We start from the raw sequence: 23658 nt of genomic DNA, 5'->3' as shown, positions 1-23658 counted from the left end.
GCCGGCGGTGTGTCCGGATGAGGTGTTCGGCTGTCAGATGTGCGGGGGTTCGCCGGTGACGACGTGGTCGGCGTGGTTGAGTCCTTCTCGCACGAGTCGAGCGAGGTGGCCGTCGCGGATGCGGTAGATGACGTGGCGACCGTCGCGGCGGGTCTCGACCAGTACGGTGAAGCGGAGTTCGGCCAGGTGCTGGCTGACCGCGGCGCGAGCTACCGTCCGTCGTCGCGAGCTACTGCAGATTTGATCCGATGGTGTCGGCCACCCACTGAACGAGCCTCTGCGGCACGAAATTCGAGGTGTTGTCCATGACGGTTCCTGTCCCGACGGGTGCTCGATCCGGGCAACCGTCCGGGTCGGCGTACTCGTCGGGCAGGCCCAGCATGTGCCCGAATTCGTGGGCTGCGGTCGAACCCGGATCTGTTGTGTACCAACTGGATTCGCTTGACCTGCCGGGTCCGTTGTGTACGAAGACCCGCAGATCCGTGCCCGTGGTTACCCAGTGCACTCGGAATGAAACTCGACACGGGACCTCGTCGGTTCGTGCGCACTTCCATTGTTGCGGAGCCGCGCCGGGCAGCCTGGCCGGGTTGTTCCATGTCGACTCGATACCGGTCTGCCAAACGCTCTGCAGCGAGCCGATGACCGAGGGTGTGATGCCCGAATCCGGAACCAGCTGAATTCGCACGTCTATGTGCGTCCACGTCTGCGTGAACTCCACCTTCCCGACAATGTCGTCGCAGACGGTCTGATACCAATCGGCGGGCCCAACCTGGACCCTGGCCAAATTCTCCAGCTGCGCTCTGAGGGAACCGAGGCCTCCTGCCATGATGTCCTTCTTGACCCGAAAGTTCTTGGGGTCTCCTACAATCGCCGGGTCAGTGGTTCCATAGAATTCAATGGCGGGTTCCACCACGTATCGGCGGTATACGCCCCGCACGCTGAGGTCTCTCATGACCCGTTTCCTTGCGATTGCGATTGCCCCAGGGCGAGGTTCCAGAACTTCTGTAGCGCTCGATCCATCGACGGCGCAACAGCCTTGCCGAGTACTTCCCGCTGCTCTTGCTCGGGTACGAAACGGAAGGATTCTTCAGCTCCGCTGACGACGATCGTCAAAGAGCCGAGCAGGCTGTCGGGCAACCGAGTCATACGTTCGGAGGCAGGCGTCAAGCTGTAGAGACCGCGACTCACGGCACGTAGAAGCTCGGGAACGTCGAGTCGCTCCGGTGGAATCGACTCGCGCTCGACCTCGTCGCCGACCTGTGCGTCGAAGCGTGAAATACGCGCTCCACCAACGGAATCCACGACGACCTCACAGTCGAGCCGTTGGCTCGGCATGCCCCCGGAGACGCGGTAGCGAACCTGGATATCCGGGCCGAGTTCGCCCCTACCGACCCGCTCGGCGAATGCTCGAACAGTGCTCTGTTCCATTCCCGACCACCTCCAACGTTTTTCGAACTCACCCCAAGAGCACGAGTGTGGGAATCAGTCCACGCCCGCCCGCCCACGGAGCCAGGGCCTTACCCAGCACTGAGCCGAACGCCCGATTAGCATCACTGGCCTTCATGGCATGTCCGGGTGTCGGCGAGGTGGTCAGCAGATCGCCCACCGCGATGGCGCCGTATTCGCTGTCGACTCGGCAATGGACCTTGCCTATCAGGGCGACGGCCAAGCGCTCCGGGGACGAAGACTGCTTATCCAGAATCAGTCCGGGCCGATAGTCACCGGCTCCCGAAACGACTCCGGCGACTTTGGTGTCGTATGCAATATCGCTTTGCCGCAAGCCGCCGCTCTCATCGATGACAAGTACCGACCCGGGCTCGATCTCACTGCCGCCGCGCACATCGAACTGCTCGGCGCAGTCCGCGCCGGCGAGCAGGATGTCACCTGTCACCTTCACGTCACCGCGGAACTCTGCCGCGAAGTCCTTGCCGAGCGCGATCGCTAGCAAGCCGCCGAACGCGTACACCGCCGGCATGTCATCGGCTCGCGCGTAGCCGAGGACGCCCGCACCGTTCTCGCTGGCACCGAATACGCCGGCCCTGCCCGCGTCGCTGGCAACAGTCGTTTCCTGCAGCCTGGGATCGCCGTGGAACCCGAGCAGTCCAGTGTCGTTGCCGGACAGCGCCTCCAATGCCGGCCCCCGCGACTCGGCGCGTATCGCAAGTTCGTCAGACGGCGTTCCGATGAAGAACTTGGCCATGTTGGTCTCCTCGAGTCGGCATCTTTCGCCACCACCCGGCTGCACTCGGGCAACAGCGAGGTTCTTCTCGCTCTACCCTTTTCGCAGGGTGGGGTGAGTCTGCGGGGGTGTTGGCACGGGTGCCTTGCATGTAGCGATGCCGTCGAACTGGACACGGGCCCAGACAGCCGGCTCTTCGGCCGATTGATCCCTGATGCAGAACCACACGCTCGCCGAACCCTGCGGTTGAGGATCACGATCACCCTCGCGTAATGGGGTGAGAATCAAGATGTCCCCCACTTCGCCCTCGCAAGGGAGGGTGTCCTGCTCGAAGCGGGGCCGGAAGTTGTACTGATCGCCGAGAGCCACAGCCAGACCCCGTCTCTGTTCGGTGTGAGCCGCAGACGCTCACAGCTGCGACCACGACTGCACCCTCGGATCGCGGATGGCCTGGACGCTCGGTTCGATGGTGCGCCCTTGCGGCACATCACGTCAACGAGACGCGGCGGAGGAATTGAATCGATCGTGGCGCAGACGTGCCACCTTGCCGGGCAGACTGCCCGGCAAGGTGGCGGCCGCCGAACTGCCTTCTCGTCGAAGTCCCGGATTACCTGGCGCGCATGGCTTTCCGGGACTGTTCAGACGACATTCAGCCCTTCTCCCACGGGCTCTCAGGTGCGGGTCTCAGATGCACCAGATGACACTGCCGAGGTTGAAGCACCACGCTGCCGATCCGAACGATCCGTCCACCGGAGTGGCGGAGGACGACGGGGACGCCGCGGATGGAGTCGAGTCGGCAGAAGCTGCGGGAGCTGCGAGGACGATCACGGGCAAGGCCATGACAGTCGCGGCGACGGTTTTGACTATGCGAGACATTTTGCAACCTTCGATCAAATGATTTGATTCGCGCGCTCGGCGACGCTGCCGAGCTGCTGGGCTTGGAGGTGTGAATGTGTCACGTGCCGAATCGACCGCTGACACGCGATTCGTTGTTTGGTGAACGCACATGACGGCCCCATCTTTGGAGCGCGACAATATGGCTGGCCGAGAGCTGCAGCATCGACCGGAGCGGACAGGACACCTGCTGGTACCGAGCAAAGGCGTCGGGAACAGCTTACCGCTGGCTACCAAATGAATCGGCCAGAACGGGATCATTTCGAAGACGATTTTCCTGTTTAAGGCGAGTCGGGCGAAATTTCTCGAGCCGTATGCATCTCCCATAGCGGACGGTAGGGCCTTTTGGCCCTTCTTGGAGGGACCAGTGGCCCTGCCCGGCGCGACGATGGAGCAATACCGTTGGCCAACGAAGTGATCCACGACATGCCAGTTAGAGGGTTACCTAGATGACCTCGGTGATATCTGATCCAGCCACCCCCGACGTCGTCGTTGTTTCCGATGCGATCGAGCACCTCAGACACGACTTTCCGACCGTCTCCGCCGACGTTCTCCACGCCGCCGCCGCCCGCGCGCGGCATGATCTGCGCCATGCGCCGGCCAATTTGTTGCCCGAACTCGCCGCGCGGTTGGCGTGGTGGCGCCTCGTGACGGCTTCGGGTGCGTTCCGCCCATGGAGTCCGGCCCATCCCGGAGCAACGACTCCGCAACCAGCGTGACCGCATCGCCGATGATGAATTCTGGACTGTGCGCGGTCCGCAACGTTTCGACGCCGACCGGCGGAGTCTGAAGATACGTCCCGCCGACGCCCTGCTTGATCTGGTCCCGATCGAGTTGTACGGCACGAATTGTCGATGGTGCGAGGCGTCTGCGGTTCTGCGGTGCCGATGGTCGGTCGCAATAGGGCCCTACGTCCCTATTGCCAGCAGGCGGCGTCAGTAGGGTCCGTAGCGTGGAAAATGTTGCGCGACATGTTTTGTGGTTCTTGCCGATGCTGTGGCTGGGAATGGTGCTGGCCATTTCATTCCTGGAAGCGCCGTTGAAGTTCCGAGCGCCGGGGATAACGCTGCCGCTCGGGCTCGGCATCGGACGGTTGGTATTTCGTGCGCTGAATATCGTGGAAGTCGCGTTGGCGACCCTGCTGAGCATCGCGTCCCTGATCGTCGCGCCGGGCGGTGCGGTGTGGGCCTGGCTCGGCGTGGCCGTCGCGATCTTGGCCGTGCAAATCCTGGTGGTCCGGCCGCCATTGACCCGACGCTCCGATCGCGTACTGGCGGGCGAGCAGTCGCACCGCTCGCACGCCCACTTCTGGTATGTCGGTTTGGAATTGGCGAAGGTTGTCACGCTGATCGGCTTGGCGGTCGTCGCGGCACCCTAGCCATCTTGTTGTCCTATGGTTCCGGGATCTCCTCGGCCACGGGATCCGTTGCGACGAACTCGGTCACCACGCGGCGCGTGGCCAGGCGGCGCAGCCGTTCGTGCTCCAGCAGGAACAGCGAAATGCTCGTGATGAAGAGCAACGCGGTGGCGAGGGCGCCGAGCTTGGTCCAACCGGCGAAACCGTAGGCCGCGGCGGTGAGTGTCGAGGCCAGGCCGACCACTCCGAGCACGAAGAGCACGATGCCCGGGATGTTGAAGGGGTCGGCCAGGCTTTCGCCGGGCTTGGTGTGGAAGGGTTCGCCGAATGTCGCGCTGCTCATAATGATTCCTTCGATCGAAAGTATGGAATGGGCCGCGGATGGGCGGTTATCCGCGGCCCGATGATCACCATGCCGGTCCGGCGGGGTGATCTAGCAGGGGCTTCGGTCCCGGACGGCGGGGCCGAAGGTTAGCTCATTGCCGTGAGCTATTTCGGATGTACGACCATGACCGGACAGTCGGCATGCTGCACGAGCCAGTTGCTGGTCGACCCCAGCAGCAGGCCATTGAATCCGCCGCGCCCGCGGCTTCCGACCACGATCAGCTGAGCGAACTCCGACCATTTGCCCAGCAGCTCGCGCGGCCCGAAAACCGAGACCTTGCGGGTCACGGTGACATCGGGGTACTTCTCCTGCCAGCCCGCGAGTCGCTCGGCCAATAGCGCGTGTTCGGCGATCTCGAGGTCGACGATGGGGATCTCCAAATACGTGCTTCCGGCGAACGCACCGTCGCTCAGGTCGCTCCAGGCGTGCACGGCGACGAGTTCGGCGTTGCGCTCGGATGCCTCCGTGAATGCGGTGGCGATGGCGGCTTCACCGACCGGGCTGCCGTCCACGCCGACCACGACCGGACCGCGGGGATGGGCCGGTTCCCCTGTGCCGGTGCCGCGTACGACGACTGCGGCCCCATGTGCGTGGCTGACCACTGCGAGCAATGTCGACCCGAGGTGTGCGAGAGTACCGACGCCCGGGGTAGCACCAATGGCAACAAGATCGGCGGTTTCCGACAATGCGATCAACAATTTCGCGGGATTTGCTTCGGAGAGCTCGGTGACGACGGCCAGTTCCGGGTCGACGTCATGAGCCAGTTCACGGGCCTTTGCGAGGATGTGCTCACCGTGGGCATGCATCGGCGCGGTGACCGAGGGCTCCATGGCGTCGTAACTCCCCAAGGCCGCTCGGGTACCGGCGAGGTCGAGGCAGTGCACGATCAGCAACCCCCGTTGCTTCCGAGCCGCCGTTTGCGCGGCCCATCGGGTGGCGGCGTCGCTGTTCGGCGACCCGTCGGTTCCGACCACTACCGCGGCTGATGCCAGTTGGTGCGGATTCTCATCGGGGTGAGCAATCATAGCGATGCCCTTCGGTCAGTTTTATGGGCGGGCGATGATGAGGGGGCAGTCGGTGGTGTGGAGGACGGCCTGGCTGACCGAGCCGAGGGTCATGCCCGCGAAGCCGCCGCGGCCGTGGCTGCCGACGACGATGAGTTGTGCGTCTGCGGATTCGGCGAGTAGGCGTCTGGCCGGTCGGTCCTCGGCGACCACACGCTGTACTTCGAGGTCGGGATACTTTTCGGCGTAGCCCGCGAGGCTTTCCGACAGCAGTTCCTCGGCTTCTTGCTGCATGTCGGCGCGGGGGATGTAGCGATTGAATTCGGACCAGGTGAGCACCGCGCGCACCGCGACCCCGCGGCGGTCGGCCTCGTCGAAGGCCATCTCGATGGCGCGGCTGCTGCTCGCCGAGCCGTCGACGCCGACCAGCACCGGGCCCAGCAGTCGGTCCGGTGTGTAGTTTTCGGGTTCGGGGATGACGGCGACCGGGCAGTGCGCGTGCCGGGCCACGGCGGTACTGACCGAGCCGAGCAGGCCGCGGCGGAAGGCACCGAGACCGCGGGTACCCACGACCAACAGACGGGCGTCGGTGGAGCGGTCGAGCAGGACCGGGATCGGTGGCGCCTCGACCACGAAGGTCGCGATATCGAGGTCGCCGACGGGTGTGGCTGCCGCCGTTGCGAATTCGCGTGCGGCGGCGACAGCCGCGGCCCCGGCCGCCCGGTAAGTGTCGTAATCGATTTGGTTGACGGCGATTCCGGGACCGAAGTCCATCGGCGCGCCGATGCCGTACACGATGTGCAGGGGTGCCTGGTGGCGGGCGGCGTCGACCGCGGCCCAGCGCACGGCCTCGGCGGCCGCATCGGAGTCGTCGATACCGACGAGAACGGGGGAATTGATGGCGTTGGCGGACATGCGATTTCATAGCCCTTCTGGGCGAACTTCGGTGGACTACTGCGGGTGAACGACCATGACGGGGCAATACGCGGTCTGCACCAGCGCATTGCTGGTCGAGCCGACCAGCAGCCCGCGGAATCCGCCGCGCCCCCGGCTGCCCACCACAAGCAACTGCGCGGAGCGCGACCATTCCAGTAGCGCCAGGCGCGGACCGGACAGGTACACCTTGCGGATTACCTGGACGTCGGGGTATTTGTCCTGCCAGCCCGCAAGCTGCTCGGCGAGAATCGCCTGACCGGCGGTTTCGGCGTCGCGGTCGGAGACGGCGTACGGGAGTCCGGCGAAGCGGTCATAGTACAGATCGCTCCAGGCATGGACGGCGACGAGTTGGGTCTTGCGCTCGCTGGCTTCGGCGAACGCGGCCGCAACCGCGGCAGCGCTGACCGGGCCGCCGTCGGCACCGACGACAACCGGGCCGATGCGCCGGGTCTGCTGTTCGGTGCCGGTGTCGCGGACCACGACGATCGCGCCGCGGCCATGGCTCGTGACCGCGAGCAGTGTCGACCCGAGGTGGCTGAGGGTACCGCCCGCCCCCGCAGCGCCGATCGCGATCAGGTGCGCCGCTTCGGACAGCCCGATCAACAGGTGCGCCGGATTCGCCTCGGACACTTCGGTTTCCACGGTCAGGCTCGGATCCACCTCATGGGCCAGTCGCTTTGCCGTGGCCACCAGATCCGCACCCGCGCGGCGGATCGCATCGATCACCGGGGGCATGATCACGTCGTAGATTCCGTACGCGGCCCCGGCCGCGGCGAGGTCGAGACCGTGCACGATGCGCAGTCGGCGGCCCCGCTCGGAGGCGGTCTCGGCGGCCCATCGAACCGCCAGATCGGCGGCTTCGGAGCCGTCTGTACCGACCACTATTTCGGCCGAGGCCAGCCGGTGCGGATCATCGTGGTGCTGGGTTGTCATGCGCGGTGTCCCTTCGGATTCCGATAGATCGGCTACCCGTAGGTTAGGAATCCGAGCAGGTGCGGCACGCCTGGCGTTGGTCACGAACCGCAGGGCCGAAAGGCCGCTCATGCCTCGCTGATGCTCGGCTGCGGCACGCGCAAAGCGCAGCAACCCGGCAACCCAGCTCAGGGCAACGGCACCGACCAGCGCAACACCGTGCCCCCGTTCTCGCCCTTCGTCACGCTGAAACTTCCGCCCGCCTGCTCAGCGCGCGCCGCGAGGTTCGCCAACCCGCTCATGCGCTCGAAGTCATCGGGGACGCCGATGCCGTCGTCGGTCACCTCGATGGTGACGTCGTCGCGCACGCTGAGGTGGACCGATACCGTGGTCGCCGCCGCGTGCCGCACTGCGTTGCTCACCGCTTCGCGCAGTACCGCTTCGACGTCCTCGGACAGTGGCGGCGCCAGCACCGACACCGGCCCGGCCAGCCGAATCGTGGTGCGCAGCCCGCTTTCTCCGATCATGTCCGCGATCACCCCGTGCAGGCGCTTGCGCAGTGTCGGAGCGTCGGCGGCGGTGCTGCTGTGCAGGTCGAAGATCGAATGCCGGATGTCCTGCACGATCGACTGGATGTCCTGGATCGTGTCGGTGAGCCGGGACTTGACCTCTGGTGCGCGGGCACGCTGGGCGGTGCCCTGAAGTGAGAGGCCGACCGCGAACAGCCGCTGGATGACGTGGTCGTGCAGATCGCGGGCGATGCGATCGCGGTCGGAGAGCACGTCGAGTTCGCGCATCCGCCGCTGAGTGTCGGCCTGCTGCAAGGCCAGAGCGGCTTGGTCGGAGAAGGCGGCCATCATCGACTGCCCGGCCGCGTCCAGCGGCTGCGCGCCGGCGGGCCGCACGGTGGCGAGTACGCCGATAACCGCGTCCTTGGCGCGTAGCGGCAGGATCAGTGCCGGGCCGAATTTGGCGGGTTCGTCGAAGATCGGGGCGAGGCTCAACTCGTCGACGGCGAGGATCTTTCCGTTGCGGAACGCTTCACCGGAGTGCGACTCGCTCATGGGAATTCGCTCGCCCATGAGCTCTTCGGCGCCGACTCCGGCGGCCGCCACCACCGCCAGCTCGGTGATGTCCTCGGTGGGGATCTCGGGGTCCTCGGGAAGCGCGAGGAAAGTGTATGCCGACTGGGTGAGCGTCAAGGCTCGGTCGGCGACCAGTTCGAGTGCGGTGCCCGGTTCGCCGCCCGCGAGCAGTTCGGTGGCGACGTCGCGGTTGGCTTCCAGCCACTGCTGGCGGACCCGGGACTGCTCGTAGAGGCGGGCATTGGCGATGGCGATGCCCGCTGCGGCGGCCAGGGCCTGCACCACGACCTCGTCGTCCTCAGTGAACTCCTGGCCACCGGATTTCTCGGTCAGGTACAGATTGCCGAAGATTTCGTCGCGGACCTTCACCGGCACACCGAGGAAGGTGCGCATCGGCGGATGGTGGGCCGGGAAGCCGACCGAGGAGGGGTGCTTCGAAAGATCGGACAGCCGAATGGGTTTCGGTTGTTCGAACAGCAGCCCGAGCACACCGTGACCACGTGGCAGGTCGCCGATCATGACGCGGGTGCGGTCGTCGATGCCCTCGTAGACGAATTCGGCCAGTTGGTTACTGGTCTTATCGGTTTCGCGCACGCCGAGCGCTCCGTATCCGGAGTCGACGAGTTCGATGGCGGTGTGCACGATCGAGCGCAGCGTGTTGTCGAGGTCGAGTCCGGCGGTGACCACCAGCATCGCCTCGATCAAGCGGTCCATCTGGTCGCGTACGCCGACGATCTGGGCGATCCGATCCTGGACCTCGGCCAGTAGCTCACGCAGTCGCAGCTGCGACAGGGTTTCCGTCACCGGTGTCGGGCCGGGCAGAGCTGACTCGCCTTCCATGTCCCGTATTCTCGCACGGGTGTCTCATGCCATACCGCGCGATACGGTTTGCGTTCACTCCACCTTCGTGGGTGCGTTGAGCTTCGAGGCGAGTACGGCGGCCTGGGTGCGGCGCTCGACGCCGAGTTTGGTCAGTAGCCGGGACACGTAGTTCTTCACGGTCTTCTCCGCCAGGAACATCCGGCCCGCGATCTGCCGATTCGTCAGTCCCTCACCCAGCAGATCGAGCAGGGTCCGTTCCTGTTCGGTGAGCGTGGCCAGCGGCCCGGACTTGGCCTGTGCCTCCTCGCGCAGCTTGGCCATGAGGGCCGCGGCCGCGCGATTGTCCAGCAGCGACTTGCCGGCGCCCACCTCGCGAATGGCATCGATCAGCTCGATGGTGTCGATGTCCTTGACCACGTATCCGCTGGCCCCGGCCAGAATGGCATCGAGCATGGCCTGCTCGTCGGTGAACGAGGTGAGGATCAGACAGCGCAGCTCCGGATGCTGATTCAGCAGTTCGCGGCACAGCTCGATGCCATTGCCGTCGGGCAGTCGCACATCCAGCACCACGACCTGGGGACGCAGCGCCGGGATGCGCGCCAGCGCCTGCGATACCGTGCCCGCCTCGCCGACCACATCGAGATCGGGCTCGGCGTCGATCAAATCCTTCACACCGCGCCGCACGATCTGGTGATCATCGACCAAGAACACACTCGTCATAGAGAAGACCTTTCCTCAAGGGTCACTTCAGCCTACTGAGCTGTCGGACTCGGCGGTTCGGAGATAGACCTCGGATTGGTGACGAAAGTCCCTCGAAGTCTCCTGTTCGCTGTGCTGCCAAGCCTGCACCGCTGCGGCCACGGATTGGTCCCGCGGCACAGCCGTGTCGAGGGCTATCGCATCGGGCCATGAAGACGCCGCGGCCGCCATGGCGTCGGCTATATCCGGCGTCGCGTCGGATTCGCCGGCGGTGCGCTGCCGGATCCGGCGACCGGCCAGCGTGTGCGGGCAATGGCACCACAGCGCCACCAGCTCGGCGTGGGATTCCTCGGCGAGCGCGCTCGCGCGCTCGCGTTCGGTGGCGTCGATCCAGCTCGCGTCGAGAATGACCGAGACACCGGTGGCCAGCAGTGCTCGCGCTCTGGTCAACATTTCGGCATAGACACGCGCCTTACCCTCCGGGGTATAGGCGCCCGCGCCGTAGGTGCCGATCGAACCGGTCAGCTCGTGCCCGGCCAAGAGTTCCCTGCGGACATGGTCGCTCGAGATGACGGTGGCGCCGGTGGCCGCCGCGAGTTCGGCGGCCACTGTCGATTTCCCTGTACCGGGCAGGCCGCCGACGAGGGCCAGCCGCACCGCTGCCTGTTCCAGATGGTGGGCGGCGATCCGCAGATGCCGGTGCGCGCGTTCGGCTGCGGCCGCCTCGCCCTGCCCGAAGCGGATCACATCGACCTTCGCACGGACCAGTGCGCGATATGCGACGTAGTGATCGCGCAGCGAGGTGGGTGCCGGGTCCGCGGTGGCGCGGAGGTATTCGTCGAGCAGTCGATCGCCCAGCTCGCGGTGGCCGAGGAATTCGAGATCCATGGCCAGAAAGGCGATATCGTCGAGGACGTCGACGTGGCGGAGTTGATCGTCGAAGTCCAGGCAATCGAGTACACGGAAGCCGTCAGGGAGATCGAAGATATCCTCGGCGAGCAGGTCGCCGTGCCCGTCGACGATGCGGCCGTCGTTGATCCGGTTCGCCAGCAACGGCTTTCGGCCCTCGATGTAGCGCATCGCGAGGTCATCGATGCGCGCGAGCCGCGCCGGATCGACGAGGTCGGCCGATTGTTCCGCGAGCGGATGTACGAGCGCACGCCAGCGCCCGCGCAGCTGCTCCGGCGTGCCGGCGCGGTCGATCTCCGGACCGCGCAGGGCCGTGTGGTGGAACACGGTCAGCACTTGAACCAGCGCGGACAGCTCCGATCCGGGCACCGTTGGATCGGCCAGGACATTCGACAGCCGCCGGTCTTCCGGCATCCGTCGCATGACGATCACCGGTTCGTCGGGGCCGCCGGTCGGATCGGTGAGGTGTGCGATGCCGAGATACACATCCGGTGCCAGCCGCCGATTCAACTCGAGCTCCCGCGCGCATGCGCGCTCACGCAGTGGCGCCGTACTGAAGTCCAGGAAGTCGGTGGCGATCGGCTTCTTCGTTTTGTATGCGCGGTCCCCGCACAGCACCACGACGCCGGTATGGGTTTCCCGCACCTGGGCGGCGATCATTGCCACGTTCCGTGTGCCTGGGCGGGTGCGACGAGTGTCATGCCGGCGGTGGCCCCGCCGTCGATGACGAATTCCGATCCGGTCGAGAAGGTGGCCTCATTGACGATGAAGCCGACCATCGCCGCGACCTCCTCCGGCTCACCGAAACGCGGAAGCGGTTGTCCCGCGGCGACACTCGCGTCGAAACCGGCCGTCATAGGGGTGTGGATGGGCCCGGGGTGCACCGAGCAGACCCGGATTCGGGCGTCGCCGAGTTCGAGCGCGGCGGCCTTGGTCAATCCACGCAGGCCCCATTTGCTCGCCACGTATCCGGCTATCCCGGAGTAGCCCGTCAGGCCCGCGGTAGAGGAGATGTTGACGATGACGCCGTCGCCATTGGCGCGCAGCCTGGGGGCCGCCAAATGCATGCCGAGCCAGGCGCCGAACAGGTTGACGTCCACGACGTGGCGGAACATCGCGGGGGATTCGGACTCGATGCCGCCGAAGTCCACGATGCCCGCATTGTTCACCAGGACGGCGAGCGGTCCGAAGTTCGCTTCGGCGTCGTCGAGCACCCGCAGCCAGCCGCGTTCGTCGGTGACGTCGAGGTGTCGGAATATCGCTGCCGCGCCTAGGGATTCAGCGGTCGCCATGCCCTCGGGGTCGAGCAGATCGGCCACCACGACGCGAAGACCGGACTTGACGAGGGTTTGCGCGATGGCCGCGCCGATGCCGCGCGCGCCGCCGGTGACGACGGCGCTACGGCCTTGGTATTCGAACATGGTGTCGACCTCCGCTTTCGTGACGCAGGCAGGGGGCTTTCGCTGGTGTCCTCAGGATTTCGCACCGGATGCGGCGGCGTGATGGCCGAAGGTCATCGATGTGGCGGGACTTCCGGACCGTCTTCGCGACCCTGGTGCAGCGGCGTCCGAAGTCCCGTCAGGAGGGGCCGTCCTGCTCTTACCGGCACCGTGGCAGCGGTGGCAGCGTGAATCGGGAAAGGAAGGATGACGACAATGGACCACGGGCTGCCCGATGATCACACCGCGAAGGCGGCGCTGACGCTCGCGGTGCGGGCGCCGTCGGTGCACAACACTCAACCGTGGCGGTGGCGGATCGGCGATCGCAGCATTCAGCTGTATCTCGATCCGGCACGGGCGCTGCCCCTCACCGATCCCGATCAACGCGATCTCGTGCTGAGTTGTGGTGCGGCGCTGCATCATCTGCGCATCGCGTTCGCGGCGCTCGGCTGGTCGGCGGTGGTGCATCGGCTGCCGAATCCGGCAGAACCGAACCACCTGGCCTCGATCGAACTGGTGCGGCGTCGGCCGACTCCGCACGATATCGAGCTGAGCGCGGCGATCACCCGCAGACGCACCGATCGCAGACACTTCAGCTCGTGGCCGGTGCCGCCCGGATACCTCGGACTGGTCACCGAGCGCGCCGCGACACTGGGAGCGTTCGTGCGGCAGGCCAGCGACAGGTCGCGCGACCGCTTGGTCGATACCCTGCGTGTCGCGGCCGAGCGTCACGCAGGCGACCCGGAGTATCGGTTCGAATTGGCCGATTGGAGCGGCCGGCATGGGACATCGGATGGTGTGCCAGCCAGGAACACTCCGCCACTTCGGGCCGGCGATGACCTGGCTGCCCGGTCATTCGCCGCTCCCCAGCTGGTCGACGAGGCGCATGAACCCGACTTCGCCGAACTGCTCGTGCTCGGCACTACCGCCGACGATCGGCTCTCGCGACTGTGCGCGGGCGAGGCATTGAGCGCGGTGCTGTTGACGGCGACCAATGTCGGCCTGGCCACGTGCGTGCTGACCGAACCGCTCGAGATCCCGGCACTGCGTCGCCGGGTTCAGGTCGGAGTCATCGACGACTACGGCTATCCCCAGGCCCTGATCAGGATCGGCTGGGCGCCGACGAGCGCCGAGCAGTTGCCCCTCACCCCGCGTCGGTCGGTCGAGGATGTGGTGGATCCCTTCGACGCCGGCCAGGCGACAGCCTGCTGAAATAATCGCGGGCCGTTCCGGGAGTTGTTCCGGGGTGCGTCGGTGGGATGAGGTCATCCGGCTGGTGATATGAGGCCGCCCGCTGCGTCACCGCGATGCTGCGCTCGTCGGCTCACTGCTGGGCAGCGGCCCGATCGCGCGGCGGGCTATGTCATATCGAGGTCCTACGAGAGGTTACGTCGGATCGGGCAAGCGCTTTTCGACGGTGTCGAGGCGTTTTCCGACGGTGTCCAGAGCTGCTGCCAAGCGTTCTCGTGCCTCTCGCGCGATCGCGTGCAGTTCGGGCTGGTCGGCGCGGTGCAGTACCTCGCCGCGTACCAGCAATTCCGGGTCGGCCGCCTCGACGAGGGTGGTGCCGTCGTCGTCGCGAACCACGATGTTGCAGGGGAGCAGCAGGCCGACCCGTGGATCGGCGGCCAGCGCCCGCTCTGCGAGAACCGGGTCGCACGCGCCGAGAATCAGATAGTCGGCCATCTGTATGCCGAGTTCCATCTGCATGGTTGCGCGCACGTCGATCTCGGTCATAACTCCGAAGCCCTGCTCGCCCAAGGCCTTTCGAAGTTCGGACACGGCATCGGCGAACAGGGCGGGCACCCGGACGGTGAGGGCGGCGGTAACCGGTCTGCGGATCTCGGTGACGAGATCGCCCGGCCGTACCGCCGCATCCGGCGCCACCAGGTACACCTCGGTCGGCGGTCCGATCGGCTGATAGTTGGACGAGCGGATCCAGGCGTCGAGCGCACGGTAGGCAGCACCGATGCGGTGATAGTCACCGTGGTGTCTGATGCTGGCGAACAGAGTCGGCTCGCGATGGCGCAGGCTGATCCGTTCCGCGGCGCCATCGAGCGCGCTGTCGGTCACCGGGAGGTCGAAGTCCACCTCGGTGATCGCGCCCGATCCGAGCATGCCCAGATATGTCGTCGACGGGGGTCCGGCCGGTACGAGTCCGGCGCGCTCGGCCAGCGCGTAGAGCGCCCGCATGCCGGCGCCGATATCGTCGCCCGCATGGTCGGCGCGCACGGTGCGGCGCAGCTCGAGCATGGTGGTGGTGTTCGATTCGGTGACCGCGACCTGATACGACATCGCTGCTGCTCCGATCTCAGGGCCGGTGCGCGATGTGGTCGAGTTCGCGATGGGCGAGGCGATCGGCCCAGGCCCGCGCACGTTCCAGCTCGCCCGCGGTGATCGGGCCGAGGGTACCGTCGACGAGGAAGTCGGCCGGTGCGTCGATAAGCTCATAGCCCAAGCGCCGCAACCGTTTTCCGGCACCGCGCGCGGCCGATCCCGGTAGCCAGGACGGTTTCGCCGCCTTGGTGCAGAAGGCAGCGGCCCAGGAGCCGGGTGGCACCGGCAGCGCCGCGTCGAGCCATTCCCGCATGCCGATATCGACCGTGACCGGCGCCTCGGTCCGGGCGGCCGCGTCGCGGCGCGTGCGCGCCCGGCTCATGCCGAACGCGTGCGTCGGCGCGCCGACCACCAACAGATCCACCATCGGCTCGGGACGCTGGGCGGCTGCCGCCACGTCCAGCACCTCCACCTCGCCATATTCGGCAAGTCCCGCCCCGATGGCCTTGGCGATGGCGGCGGTATTGCCGAACATCGACTCGTAGACGACCCGGACCCGCATATCGGTCTCCTCCGCTGTGGGTTCTTCGACCTCGACGCTACGACCGGACAGTGCCCGCGCCCAGTGCCGAACCGACACATGCCGAGGGACTTTCGGCCATCCCCCCGGGCTGACGGTCTGGGCCATGCTGGCCATATGCTGGCATGCCTGCTCCCGGGCCTGCGGCAATTCGACGGCTATGACCGGATTCGGCTGCGTGCCGATGCCCTCGCCGGCGTCACGGTCGCGGCCTATCTGGTGCCGCAGGTGATGGCCTATGCGACGGTGGCCGGATTGCCGCCGGTCGTCGGGCTGTGGGCGTCGATCGGACCGCTGGCGGTGTATGTGCTGCTCGGCACGTCCCGGCAACTGTCGGTGGGCCCGGAGTCGACCACGGCATTGTTGACGGCGGTGGCGCTGGCACCACTGGCGCACGGGCTTTCGCGGCCCGACACGGCAGGCACGTCGCCGTGAACACCGAACTCGGCGCACTCGGCGCGACCAATCTGGCGGCCGGTGTGCTGCACGGATTCCCGGTGAGCTGCAGTGGCAGCCGAACTACCATCGCCGACATTATGGGCGCGCGCCCAGCTGTACTCCGTCGTCGCGCTCGGCAGTGTGCTGGCGGTGTTGCTCGGGGCGCGCGGCGTCCTGGCCGGCTTCCCGACCGCGGCGCTCGGCGCCTTGGTCATCTACGCCGCACTGCGCCTGATCGACCTCGCCGAATTCCGGCGGATCGCGCGATTCCGGCGCAGTGAACTCGTGCTGGCGCTCGGCACGATCGTCGCGGTGCTCGCACTGGGTGTGCTCTACGGGATCCTGGTGGCCATCGCGCTGTCGATCTTCGACTTGTTGCGCCGCGTGGCGCGGGCGCACGACGCCATTCTCGGATTCGTCCCCGGCTTGGCGGGCATGCATGACGTCGATGATTACCCGGAGGCGAAACCCGTTCCGGGACTGGTGATCTACCGCTACGACGCGCCGCTGTGCTTCGCCAACGCGGAGGACTTCCGGCATCGGGCGCTGGCCGCGGTCGACCAGTGGAACAAGCCCGGCGGGACACCGGTGCGATGGTTCGTCCTCAATGCCGAGGCCAATGTGGAGGTCGACCTCACCGCGCTCGACGCGGTCGAGCAGCTGCGCGCGGACCTGGCGGCGTGCGGCATCGTCTTCGCGATGGCGCGCGTCAAAGCGGATCTGCGCGACGATCTGGATGCGGCGGGGCTGACCGCGAAGATCGGCGTCGAGCACCTGTACCCGACCTTGCCGACCGCGATCGAGGCGTACCGGGCGGACGAAGAAGCGAGGTCGGTGGACCCCGGACAGTGATGACCTTCGTCTCTGCCCGCGCACGCGCTCACGCGCGATGCTCGGGTTGGTACAAACGCCACCGGAAGAAGGTGATCGGCGATGTCGCAGGAGTCGACGTTCCCGATCCGTGGCGCGTGGTCACCGCTGCGACGGCTGTGGTGGCTGCGTCCGTGGAGTCCGAATCCATTGCTGCGGCCGTCGGATCGGCTCGAGGCCGTGCTGCGGATCGTGGTCGCGCTCGCGGTATTCATTGCGATCCCGATCGCCGGTGCGCTGGGGACAGCGGCCTATACCCACGCCGCAGCCCGGATCCGCGCCGAGGACGCAGCGAAATCTGTTGTCAGCGCGGTGATTACGGACGAGCCGGAGCGGGCGCCGTCGCATCAGCTCGAGGCGCGGGTGCAGTGGATGCATGATGGTCGCCCCGGCACTGCGACGATGCGGGTGCCGATCCATGCGGTACCAGGCGATCACGTGACCGTGTGGCTGGGACAGGACGGCGCCCCGACGGCGCCGCCTCGGCATCCCGGCGCCGCCGTGCTTGCCGGGATCGGTGTCGGTGTCGTGGTGTTGAACGGCACGTGGATGGTCGCGTGGCTGCTGATGCAGGGCACCGTATGGCTGCTCGAGCGTCGCCATTGGGCTGGTTGGGATCGGCAGTGGCGTCAGTTCAACAGTCCGATCAAAGAAGACCGGCAATGAGGTTGCCGTACGTCGGTGACCCTGAACAGCGACCGGCGCTGTCGGTCCTATCGAAAAGGGAGCAATCATGGGCAATTCCTCAGCGCCGCAGATCATCGCGGCGGTCGACGGCTCGGCGAGCTCGTATCACGCGGCCGCCTGGGCGGCGGTCGATGCCGCACTGCACCACTGCCCGCTGCGTATTCTCACCTCGGTGGCCGTCCCGGACTTCGGCCCCGACCGACCCTTGGGCGAGGCAGACATGGAATGGCTGCGCCGCGACGGCGAGCGGATCCTCAACGAGGCGGCCCGCATTGCACATCAAGCCGCACCCGGTGCGGAACTCGAGCTCGCCACCGAGGTGATCTTCGCATCCATCATTCCGACCCTGATTTTGCGCTCGGCGCAGGCCAGGATGCTGGTCGTCGGCAGCCGCGGCATCGGTGCGTTCCAGCGCGGACTGCTCGGCTCGGTCAGCACTGCGCTCACCCATCACGCGCACTGCCCGGTCGCCGTGATTCACGGGAATTCGGCGCTCGATCCGGTGTCGGTGACCAAACCCGTCCTGGTCGGCGTCGACGGTTCGGACAATAGTGTGCCCGCCATCGAGCTCGCGTTCGAGGAGGCGTCACGGCGCAAGGTCGGGGTAACGGCGCTGCACACCTGGAGCGATGCCAGCAGCATCGATCTGCCGCACTCGGGCTGGGAGGCCGCACGCGAGTCCGAGCAGGCCCTGCTCGCCGAGAATATGGCCGGGTACACCGAAAAGTATCCCGAGGTGACGGTGCTGCGAATCCTGGCACTCGACCGGCCCGTTCGGGCGCTACTGGAAGAGTCGGTAAATGCCCAGCTGCTCGTGGTCGGCAGCCACGGCCGCGGCGGGTTCGCGAGCATGCTCCTCGGGTCCACCTGCAATGCGCTGTTGCATACGGCGGAGTGCCCGATGATCGTGGTACGCAAGGGCTGAGCGGATTTCCGCCGTCGGCGCGGGGTGTCCGAACCGGCCCCCCGCGCCGACGCATGTGTGGTGGTCGATCCGACACCATGTAGCTGTACTCATCCGGGGTGCTGTGAGGTTCAGCGTGCGGCTGTGGGTGAGGTCGGCGAAGGGACACAGGACGGCGTCGGTGGCTATGTTGGCGCCGGCGACGTGAAACGTTGCCCTGGTGCTCAGCGTCCGGAGTACCAGGGCAACAGTGGGGTAAGTCAGCGCGGCGTCTCGGATCCGCGCTCGCCCAACGCACGGTCGAGCAGGAGGCGGCGCTCGGCGGCGGCGACCGCGCGGCGGGCCGCGGGTGCGGCGTCGGGTGTGACCGAAATCGATGTAATGCCCATGCGCACAAGGTATTCAGCAAACTCTGGACGGTTCGATGGCGCCTGTCCGCACAGCGAGGAGGTGATCCCCAGGCGGCGGGCGGTCGAGACGATGCGGCCGATGGCGTCGAGTACCGCGGGATCGGATTCGTCGAACAGTTCGGCGCATTGTTCGGAATCGCGGTCGACGCCGAGCATCAGCTGGGTGAGGTCGTTGCTGCCGATGGAGACGCCATCGATGCCGAGACCGATGTATTCGGGCAGCCAATGCACCACCGAGGGCACCTCGGCCATCACCCAGCGGTGCAGGCCGCGCTGGCCGCCGAGTGGACTGGCGTCGACGAGTTCCAGGCAGGCCGCCAGCTCCCAGCGGGTGCGCACGAAGGGAATCATCAAGTGCAGGTTGGGGGTTCGTTCGCGGACCCGGGCCAGTGCGGCGAGTTCGAGGCCGAACAGCTCGGGTTCGCGAACGTAGCGATAGCAGCCGCGGTAGCCGATCATCGGATTGTGTTCGACCGGCTCGTACCGAGTTCCGCCGTCCAATGCACGGAATTCGTTGCTGCGCATGTCGATTGCCCGGTAGACGACCGGCCGCGGCGCGAAGGCGGCGGTAATGCGGTGCAGCGATTCCGCCATCCGGGCCACGAAGGCCGCTTCCTCACCGCGGACGATCAGATCGTGCGGATGGCGTCCGCCGAGCGCCTCGGTGAGCAGCGTTTCCGCGCGAAGCAGGCCGACGCCGTCGACATCGGACGCGGCGACCCGCTCGGCGGCCTCGGGCAGTGCGAGGTTGACATAGATCCGGGTGGCCGTCGGTTCCGAGGACACGGCGGCGGGTGCGGCGGCGACCGCGGTCGTGCTCGACTCGGTCTTTCCCGCACGGACTTCGCCCGTGCGCCCGTCCACGGTGACCAGCGTGCCGTCGGCCAGCGCCGTCGTCGCCGTGCGGGTGCCGACCACGCACGGGACGCCGAGTTCGCGAGCGACGATCGCGGCGTGACAGGTCATCCCGCCGCTGTCGGTGACGACGGCCGCGGCGCGGGTGATGGTGGGCAGCCAGTCCGGATTGGTCATCGGCGCCACCAGCACCTCGCCGTCCCGCAGTGTTTCCCCCTCCGCCGGAGAGGTGAGGACGCGGACGGCGCCGCTGGCCCGGCCCGGTGCGGCGGCCAGACCGCGCACCAGGACCCGCTGTGGCACCGGGCCCGCCATGCTCGACCGCGCCGGATAGTCGGGGAGCATAGTGATCGGGCGGGCCTGCACCAACCACAGCGTGTCCTCGTCGAAGGCCCACTCGACATCCTGGGGGCTGCCGTGATGCTTCTGCACGGTCAACGCGACCCGGGCCACCTCGACCGCCTGCTGCTCGTCGAGCACCGGCGCATCGGCTTCGGCGGCGGTCAGTTCGACCTGCCGGTCGCCGTCCGGCCCCGCCACAATGGCGAAACTCTGGTGCCCGCTGCGGGTTTCGAGGAGGGTGGGTCCGTCCGCGTCGAGGAGGTAGGTGTCGGGTTCGGTCGCGCCGGAGACGACGACCTCACCCTGGCCGCGGGCCGCGTCGATCACCACCCGGTCGCGCCGCCCGGTGGCCGGATCGGCGGTGAAGGCCACGCCGGACCGTCGTGCGCTCACCATGCGCTGGACCACGACGGCCATCACCGGCCGCTGGCGCAGTCCGCGCCGTGCCCGATAGGTCACCACACGTGGAGTGAACAGTGAAGCCCAGCAATCGTTTACGGCCTCGATCAGCTTCTCGTCGCCGTGCACGTTGGTGCGTGAGAGATTCATACCGGCGAACGACGAGGTCGCGCTGTCCTCGCCGACCGCGGACGAGCGCACCGCCACCGGGACACCGTCACCGAGTGCGTGGTAGGCGGCCAGGATCATGCTGCGCACCGTGTCATCGAGCGCGGTCTGATGCACGAGTTCGCGCATCCGGCGGCACAATTCGGCCACCCGGGCTCCGTCGCCGCTCGCGTCGAGCGCCTCGGTGTGCAGGCGGTCGAGTTGCGCGCCGTTCGGCCCGTCCGCGATCACCTGCTCATAGCAGTGGCGAAGAATGACGAAGCCCGGTGGCACCCGCAACCCGGTCGCGACCAGTTCGCCCAGATTGGCGCCCTTGCCACCGGCCTGGTCGGCGTCGGTGAGCCGGAGCTCGCCGAGTTCGGCTACATAGTCGCCCATGTCGACTCCCATGTTCGTGTCGGTCTACGGATGAATCGGCGTCGACTTCGCCTTCGGCAGGCTGAGTGACCGGGCGATGCCGGTCACCCACGCGAGGATCGCTTCCCAATCGCGCAGATCGCCGTAGCGCCCGCCGCCCATCAGCCGGTAGAGGATGCGCGCTTGCAGCGAGACGCCCGCGCGCTCGTAATGCCCGGCGAAGGCGTGGTAGTCGCGCGGTGCGATCGAATCACGCAGCGCCGCAACCTTCTTCGGCACCATACGGCCGATCCGGCGGCCGATGGGACCACGCAGCGCCGGGCCGATCCCGACGCTGAACAGCCAGACGTCGGCCTGCCTCAGTTCGTCACGGTGGGTCTTCACATAAGACGTCATCGCAGGAAGCAGCGCCCTATCGTGCACGGCGCTGCCAAGGATGATCGCGTCGAAGCCGGACAATTCCGCCGCATGCTCGATATCGCTCAGCTCGATCACCGCGCCGCGCGCGGCGAGCGCGTCACCGATGAATTCGGCGATATCGCGGGTCGATCCTTGTGCGGTCGCGTAGAGGACCGCGATACGGGGTGTTTTCGCTTCCATGTCAACAGCGTCGCGCCGCACGGCGCTTGCCGGGCAGAGGCGTGGTGCCCGCAGTGCCGGGACCAATGGCCCATAGCGGTGGTCCATCACAGACCGGACGGATACGTCTCGGGTGTGGTGCCCGCGATCCACGCACTGGTCGGCTCCAATGGTTCCAGCGCGGTCGTGTGGTCGATGTGGATGAGCGCGTCGAACTGGTCGGCGGGGCGGGTGTGGAAGTAGTGGCTCTGGCGTTCGGTGCCGGGACGGTAGACAACGCCGATCGCGCGCTGTAGCCGGGGCTGGTGCAATAGCTCCCCGGCCTCGCCCGAAAGGTCCATGCGGAGTACGAATTCCGGATTGCCGGTATCGTGCAGCAGTTCCTCCATACTCGAAGGCAGCGCGGGGCGGACGGTTTCGCGGCGGTCGGGCCCACCCCACTCTTCGGCGGCGGTGACGGTGCCCGCGCAGGTGCTGAAGCCGATGAGGCGGCAGGCATCGCCGTGGCGTTCGCGCATCAGCTGCCCGAGGGTGAGCTGACCGTCTCCGCCCATTTCGGTGGCACGGGCATCGCCGACATGAGAGTTGTGCGCCCACACCACTATTCGGGCTGGGGAGTGCTCGCCGGAGCGGTCCAGGTGGTTGGCGAGCGCGTCGAGGGTGTCGGCCATGTGTTCGTCGCGCAGATTCCACGAGGACACCCGGTCGCCGAACATGGCCCGGTAGTAGGCCTCGGCATCGCGCACCGACCAGGCGTTGCGCAGTGCGTCGAACAGGTCGTCTGCGGCGAACGGTTCCAGCTCGCCGCGGGCGATCGCGACGCGCTGCAGTTCCAGCAGCTGCCGGATCACTTGGGCCTCGCAGGATCTGCCCGCGCCGAAGGCGGCGGCGAAACCGTATGCCTGGGCGTCGTCACCCGCGACGTGGTCGAAGCAGGCGTAGCGAGTCTTGGCGCGCTGCGCGGCCGTCGGATCGACGCGGTCGAGGTAGCCCACCACTTCCTCCATCGAGCGATGCAGGCTGTAGAGGTCGAGGCCGTAGAAGCCGGTCTGCGGTGCGTCGGTGCGCAGTTGTTCGGCATTGTGCTTGTGCAGCCAGGTGACGAAGTCGCGGACCTCGGTATTGCGCCACATCCAGGCCGGGAAGCGCTCGAAGCCGCGCAGTGCCTGCTCTGCGGTGGTGTCGGTACCGCGCCCGTGCACGAACCGGTTCACCCGGTAGGCGTCGGGCCAGTCCGCCTCGGCTGTGACGGCGGTGTACCCCTTCTGCTCGATCAACCACCGGGTGATGGCCGCGCGGGCTCGGTAGAACTCCTTTGTGCCGTGCGAACTTTCGCCGATCAGCACGAATCTGGCCTCGCCGATCAGTTCTTCGAGCACCCGGCTCGGTGGGACACCGCCGGGTGCGTCGATGGCCACCGCCCGGATGGTAGCCGCGGCGTCGATGCGCGGGACGGCCGTGCCAGTGGTCGACATGCTCAGCAGGGTGCGCACCTGCTCATCGGTGACCTGGGTGAAGTCCCAGAACCATTCGCCGACCGCTCGAAACGGGGTCGGCATTGTCGCGCAGACCATTTCGTCGACCGATGCGCCCAGTTCCCGGCATGTCGATTCCGGTGCGGCGGGGACTGCGACCACGATCCGTTTCGGCTCGCCCTCGCGGATCGCCTCGATGGCCGCGAACATGCTCGCACCGGTGGCCAATCCGTCGTCCACCAGGATCACCGTTCGCCCGGCCACCTCGATCGGGCCGCGGTCGGCGCGATAGGCCGCCTCTCGCCGAACCAGTTCCTCGGCCTCGTCGCGCGCGATGTCGCGCACCTGATCGGGTGTCAGCCGCAGCGCGCGCACCATATCGTCGTTGAGGACGATGCGACCACCGGTGGACAGTGCGCCGATCGCGAACTCCGGATTGCCCGGTGCGCCGAGTTTGCGGACGACCAGGGTGTCCATCGGCGCGCCGAGCGCCGCGGCGACCTCCCACGCGACCGGAACACCGCCGCGCGGCAGTCCGAGCACCAGGACATCCGGATCGCCGCGATAGTGTTCGAGCAGACCGGCCAGCACCCGGCCCGCCTCGTGCCGATCACGGAAGATCGGTCGAGGCGGTTCGTGCTGCACTGGCGTTTGGCTCATCGCAGGCCTCCCATCAGCTGGCCCGTCGTGGGCCGA

21 protein-coding genes and 2 pseudogenes are annotated in these 23658 nt (G+C 67.0%); 6 read left to right on the top strand and 17 right to left on the bottom strand.

Annotation, left to right across the window (positions count from 1 at the left end; all coding sequences use genetic code 11):
* Window positions 1–33: 33 nt before the first annotated feature.
* The 4 genes and pseudogenes from ACHQ4I_RS25555 to ACHQ4I_RS25540 form a co-directional block, all read right to left on the bottom strand.
* Window positions 34–210 (bottom strand): annotated as a pseudogene (locus ACHQ4I_RS25555) (ArsR/SmtB family transcription factor); the annotation flags it as partial.
* Window positions 211–229: 19 nt separating this feature from the next.
* Complete coding sequence (locus ACHQ4I_RS25550; protein ID WP_420774376.1) at window positions 230–826, bottom strand: hypothetical protein; 597 nt, start codon at window positions 824–826, stop codon at window positions 230–232.
* A gap of 122 nt (window positions 827–948) precedes the next feature.
* Window positions 949–1428 carry a hypothetical protein gene (locus tag ACHQ4I_RS25545; RefSeq protein WP_420774375.1) on the bottom strand — a complete coding sequence of 160 codons (480 nt, stop codon included), beginning with the start codon at window positions 1426–1428 and terminating at the stop codon, window positions 949–951.
* Between the two features lie 28 nt (window positions 1429–1456).
* Entirely contained in the window at window positions 1457–2200 is a 744-nt protein-coding gene (locus ACHQ4I_RS25540) for a hypothetical protein (protein WP_420774374.1), read from the bottom strand.
* Between the two features lie 1322 nt (window positions 2201–3522).
* Between ACHQ4I_RS25540 and ACHQ4I_RS25535 the strand changes: the two genes are divergently transcribed.
* Together ACHQ4I_RS25535 and ACHQ4I_RS25530 are read left to right on the top strand one after the other, a co-directional pair.
* Entirely contained in the window at window positions 3523–3792 is a 270-nt protein-coding gene (locus ACHQ4I_RS25535; protein WP_420774373.1) for a hypothetical protein, read from the top strand.
* 272 nt (window positions 3793–4064) lie between these two features.
* The gene (locus ACHQ4I_RS25530) at window positions 4065–4451 is read left to right on the top strand and encodes a hypothetical protein (RefSeq protein ID WP_420774372.1); all 387 of its coding nucleotides are present in this window, start codon (window positions 4065–4067) and stop codon (window positions 4449–4451) included.
* A 13-nt stretch (window positions 4452–4464) separates the two neighbouring features.
* Here ACHQ4I_RS25530 and ACHQ4I_RS25525 read toward each other — a convergent pair whose 3' ends face one another.
* From ACHQ4I_RS25525 to ACHQ4I_RS25490, 8 genes are all read right to left on the bottom strand, one after another.
* The gene (locus tag ACHQ4I_RS25525) at window positions 4465–4773 is read right to left on the bottom strand and encodes a hypothetical protein (protein WP_420774371.1); all 309 of its coding nucleotides are present in this window, start codon (window positions 4771–4773) and stop codon (window positions 4465–4467) included.
* A gap of 146 nt (window positions 4774–4919) precedes the next feature.
* On the bottom strand, window positions 4920–5840 hold the full coding sequence (locus ACHQ4I_RS25520) for a universal stress protein (RefSeq protein ID WP_420774370.1): 921 nt from the start codon (window positions 5838–5840) through the stop codon (window positions 4920–4922).
* 21 nt (window positions 5841–5861) lie between these two features.
* A complete protein-coding gene (locus ACHQ4I_RS25515; protein WP_420774369.1) occupies window positions 5862–6734 on the bottom strand; it encodes a universal stress protein in 873 nt (290 codons plus the stop codon).
* 36 nt (window positions 6735–6770) lie between these two features.
* Complete coding sequence (locus ACHQ4I_RS25510; protein WP_420774368.1) at window positions 6771–7688, bottom strand: universal stress protein; 918 nt, start codon at window positions 7686–7688, stop codon at window positions 6771–6773.
* 167 nt (window positions 7689–7855) lie between these two features.
* Window positions 7856–9592: a sensor histidine kinase gene (locus tag ACHQ4I_RS25505; RefSeq protein WP_420774367.1), complete on the bottom strand. Its 1737-nt coding sequence runs from the start codon at window positions 9590–9592 to the stop codon at window positions 7856–7858.
* A gap of 54 nt (window positions 9593–9646) precedes the next feature.
* Window positions 9647–10294, bottom strand: a complete 648-nt coding sequence (locus ACHQ4I_RS25500) for a response regulator (RefSeq protein WP_420774366.1) — start codon at window positions 10292–10294, stop codon at window positions 9647–9649.
* 27 nt (window positions 10295–10321) lie between these two features.
* On the bottom strand, window positions 10322–11842 hold the full coding sequence (locus ACHQ4I_RS25495) for a bifunctional aminoglycoside phosphotransferase/ATP-binding protein (protein WP_420774365.1): 1521 nt from the start codon (window positions 11840–11842) through the stop codon (window positions 10322–10324).
* Entirely contained in the window at window positions 11839–12603 is a 765-nt protein-coding gene (locus ACHQ4I_RS25490) for an SDR family oxidoreductase (RefSeq protein WP_420774364.1), read from the bottom strand. Before ACHQ4I_RS25490 ends, ACHQ4I_RS25495 begins: the two co-directional genes overlap by 4 nt.
* Window positions 12604–12837: 234 nt before the next feature.
* Between ACHQ4I_RS25490 and ACHQ4I_RS25485 the strand changes: the two genes are divergently transcribed.
* On the top strand, window positions 12838–13833 hold the full coding sequence (locus ACHQ4I_RS25485) for an Acg family FMN-binding oxidoreductase (RefSeq protein WP_420774943.1): 996 nt from the start codon (window positions 12838–12840) through the stop codon (window positions 13831–13833).
* Window positions 13834–14007: 174 nt separating this feature from the next.
* On the opposite strand, the gene ACHQ4I_RS25480 is transcribed toward ACHQ4I_RS25485, so the two are convergent.
* Together ACHQ4I_RS25480 and ACHQ4I_RS25475 are read right to left on the bottom strand one after the other, a co-directional pair.
* Window positions 14008–14916, bottom strand: coding sequence for a DUF302 domain-containing protein (locus ACHQ4I_RS25480; RefSeq protein WP_420774363.1), 909 nt, complete (start codon window positions 14914–14916; stop codon window positions 14008–14010).
* A gap of 16 nt (window positions 14917–14932) precedes the next feature.
* Window positions 14933–15538, bottom strand: coding sequence for a flavodoxin domain-containing protein (locus tag ACHQ4I_RS25475; protein WP_420774362.1), 606 nt, complete (start codon window positions 15536–15538; stop codon window positions 14933–14935).
* A 57-nt stretch (window positions 15539–15595) separates the two neighbouring features.
* Here ACHQ4I_RS25475 and ACHQ4I_RS25470 point away from each other — a divergent pair.
* From ACHQ4I_RS25470 to ACHQ4I_RS25460, 3 genes and pseudogenes are all read left to right on the top strand, one after another.
* Window positions 15596–16768, top strand: a pseudogene (locus ACHQ4I_RS25470) (SulP family inorganic anion transporter).
* Window positions 16769–16849: 81 nt separating this feature from the next.
* On the top strand, window positions 16850–17452 hold the full coding sequence (locus ACHQ4I_RS25465; protein ID WP_420774361.1) for an Rv1733c family protein: 603 nt from the start codon (window positions 16850–16852) through the stop codon (window positions 17450–17452).
* A gap of 67 nt (window positions 17453–17519) precedes the next feature.
* Window positions 17520–18398 carry a universal stress protein gene (locus tag ACHQ4I_RS25460; protein ID WP_420774360.1) on the top strand — a complete coding sequence of 293 codons (879 nt, stop codon included), beginning with the start codon at window positions 17520–17522 and terminating at the stop codon, window positions 18396–18398.
* Between the two features lie 239 nt (window positions 18399–18637).
* Here the strand turns inward: ACHQ4I_RS25460 and ppsA are convergent, their stop codons facing one another.
* The 3 genes from ppsA to ACHQ4I_RS25445 form a co-directional block, all read right to left on the bottom strand.
* The gene (ppsA, locus tag ACHQ4I_RS25455) at window positions 18638–20929 is read right to left on the bottom strand and encodes a phosphoenolpyruvate synthase (RefSeq protein WP_420774359.1); all 2292 of its coding nucleotides are present in this window, start codon (window positions 20927–20929) and stop codon (window positions 18638–18640) included.
* A 24-nt stretch (window positions 20930–20953) separates the two neighbouring features.
* Window positions 20954–21508 (bottom strand): flavodoxin domain-containing protein, encoded by a 555-nt coding sequence (locus tag ACHQ4I_RS25450; RefSeq protein WP_420774358.1) that lies wholly within the window; start codon window positions 21506–21508, stop codon window positions 20954–20956.
* An 86-nt stretch (window positions 21509–21594) separates the two neighbouring features.
* On the bottom strand, window positions 21595–23622 hold the full coding sequence (locus ACHQ4I_RS25445; protein ID WP_420774357.1) for an erythromycin esterase family protein: 2028 nt from the start codon (window positions 23620–23622) through the stop codon (window positions 21595–21597).
* Between the last annotated feature and the right edge of the window lie 36 nt (window positions 23623–23658).

The organism is Nocardia nepalensis (assembly GCF_048910785.1).
GTDB lineage: Bacteria > Actinomycetota > Actinomycetes > Mycobacteriales > Mycobacteriaceae > Nocardia > Nocardia nepalensis.
Note: the sequence above shows the minus strand (reverse complement) of the source record. Positions and strands in the feature narration are given on the sequence as shown.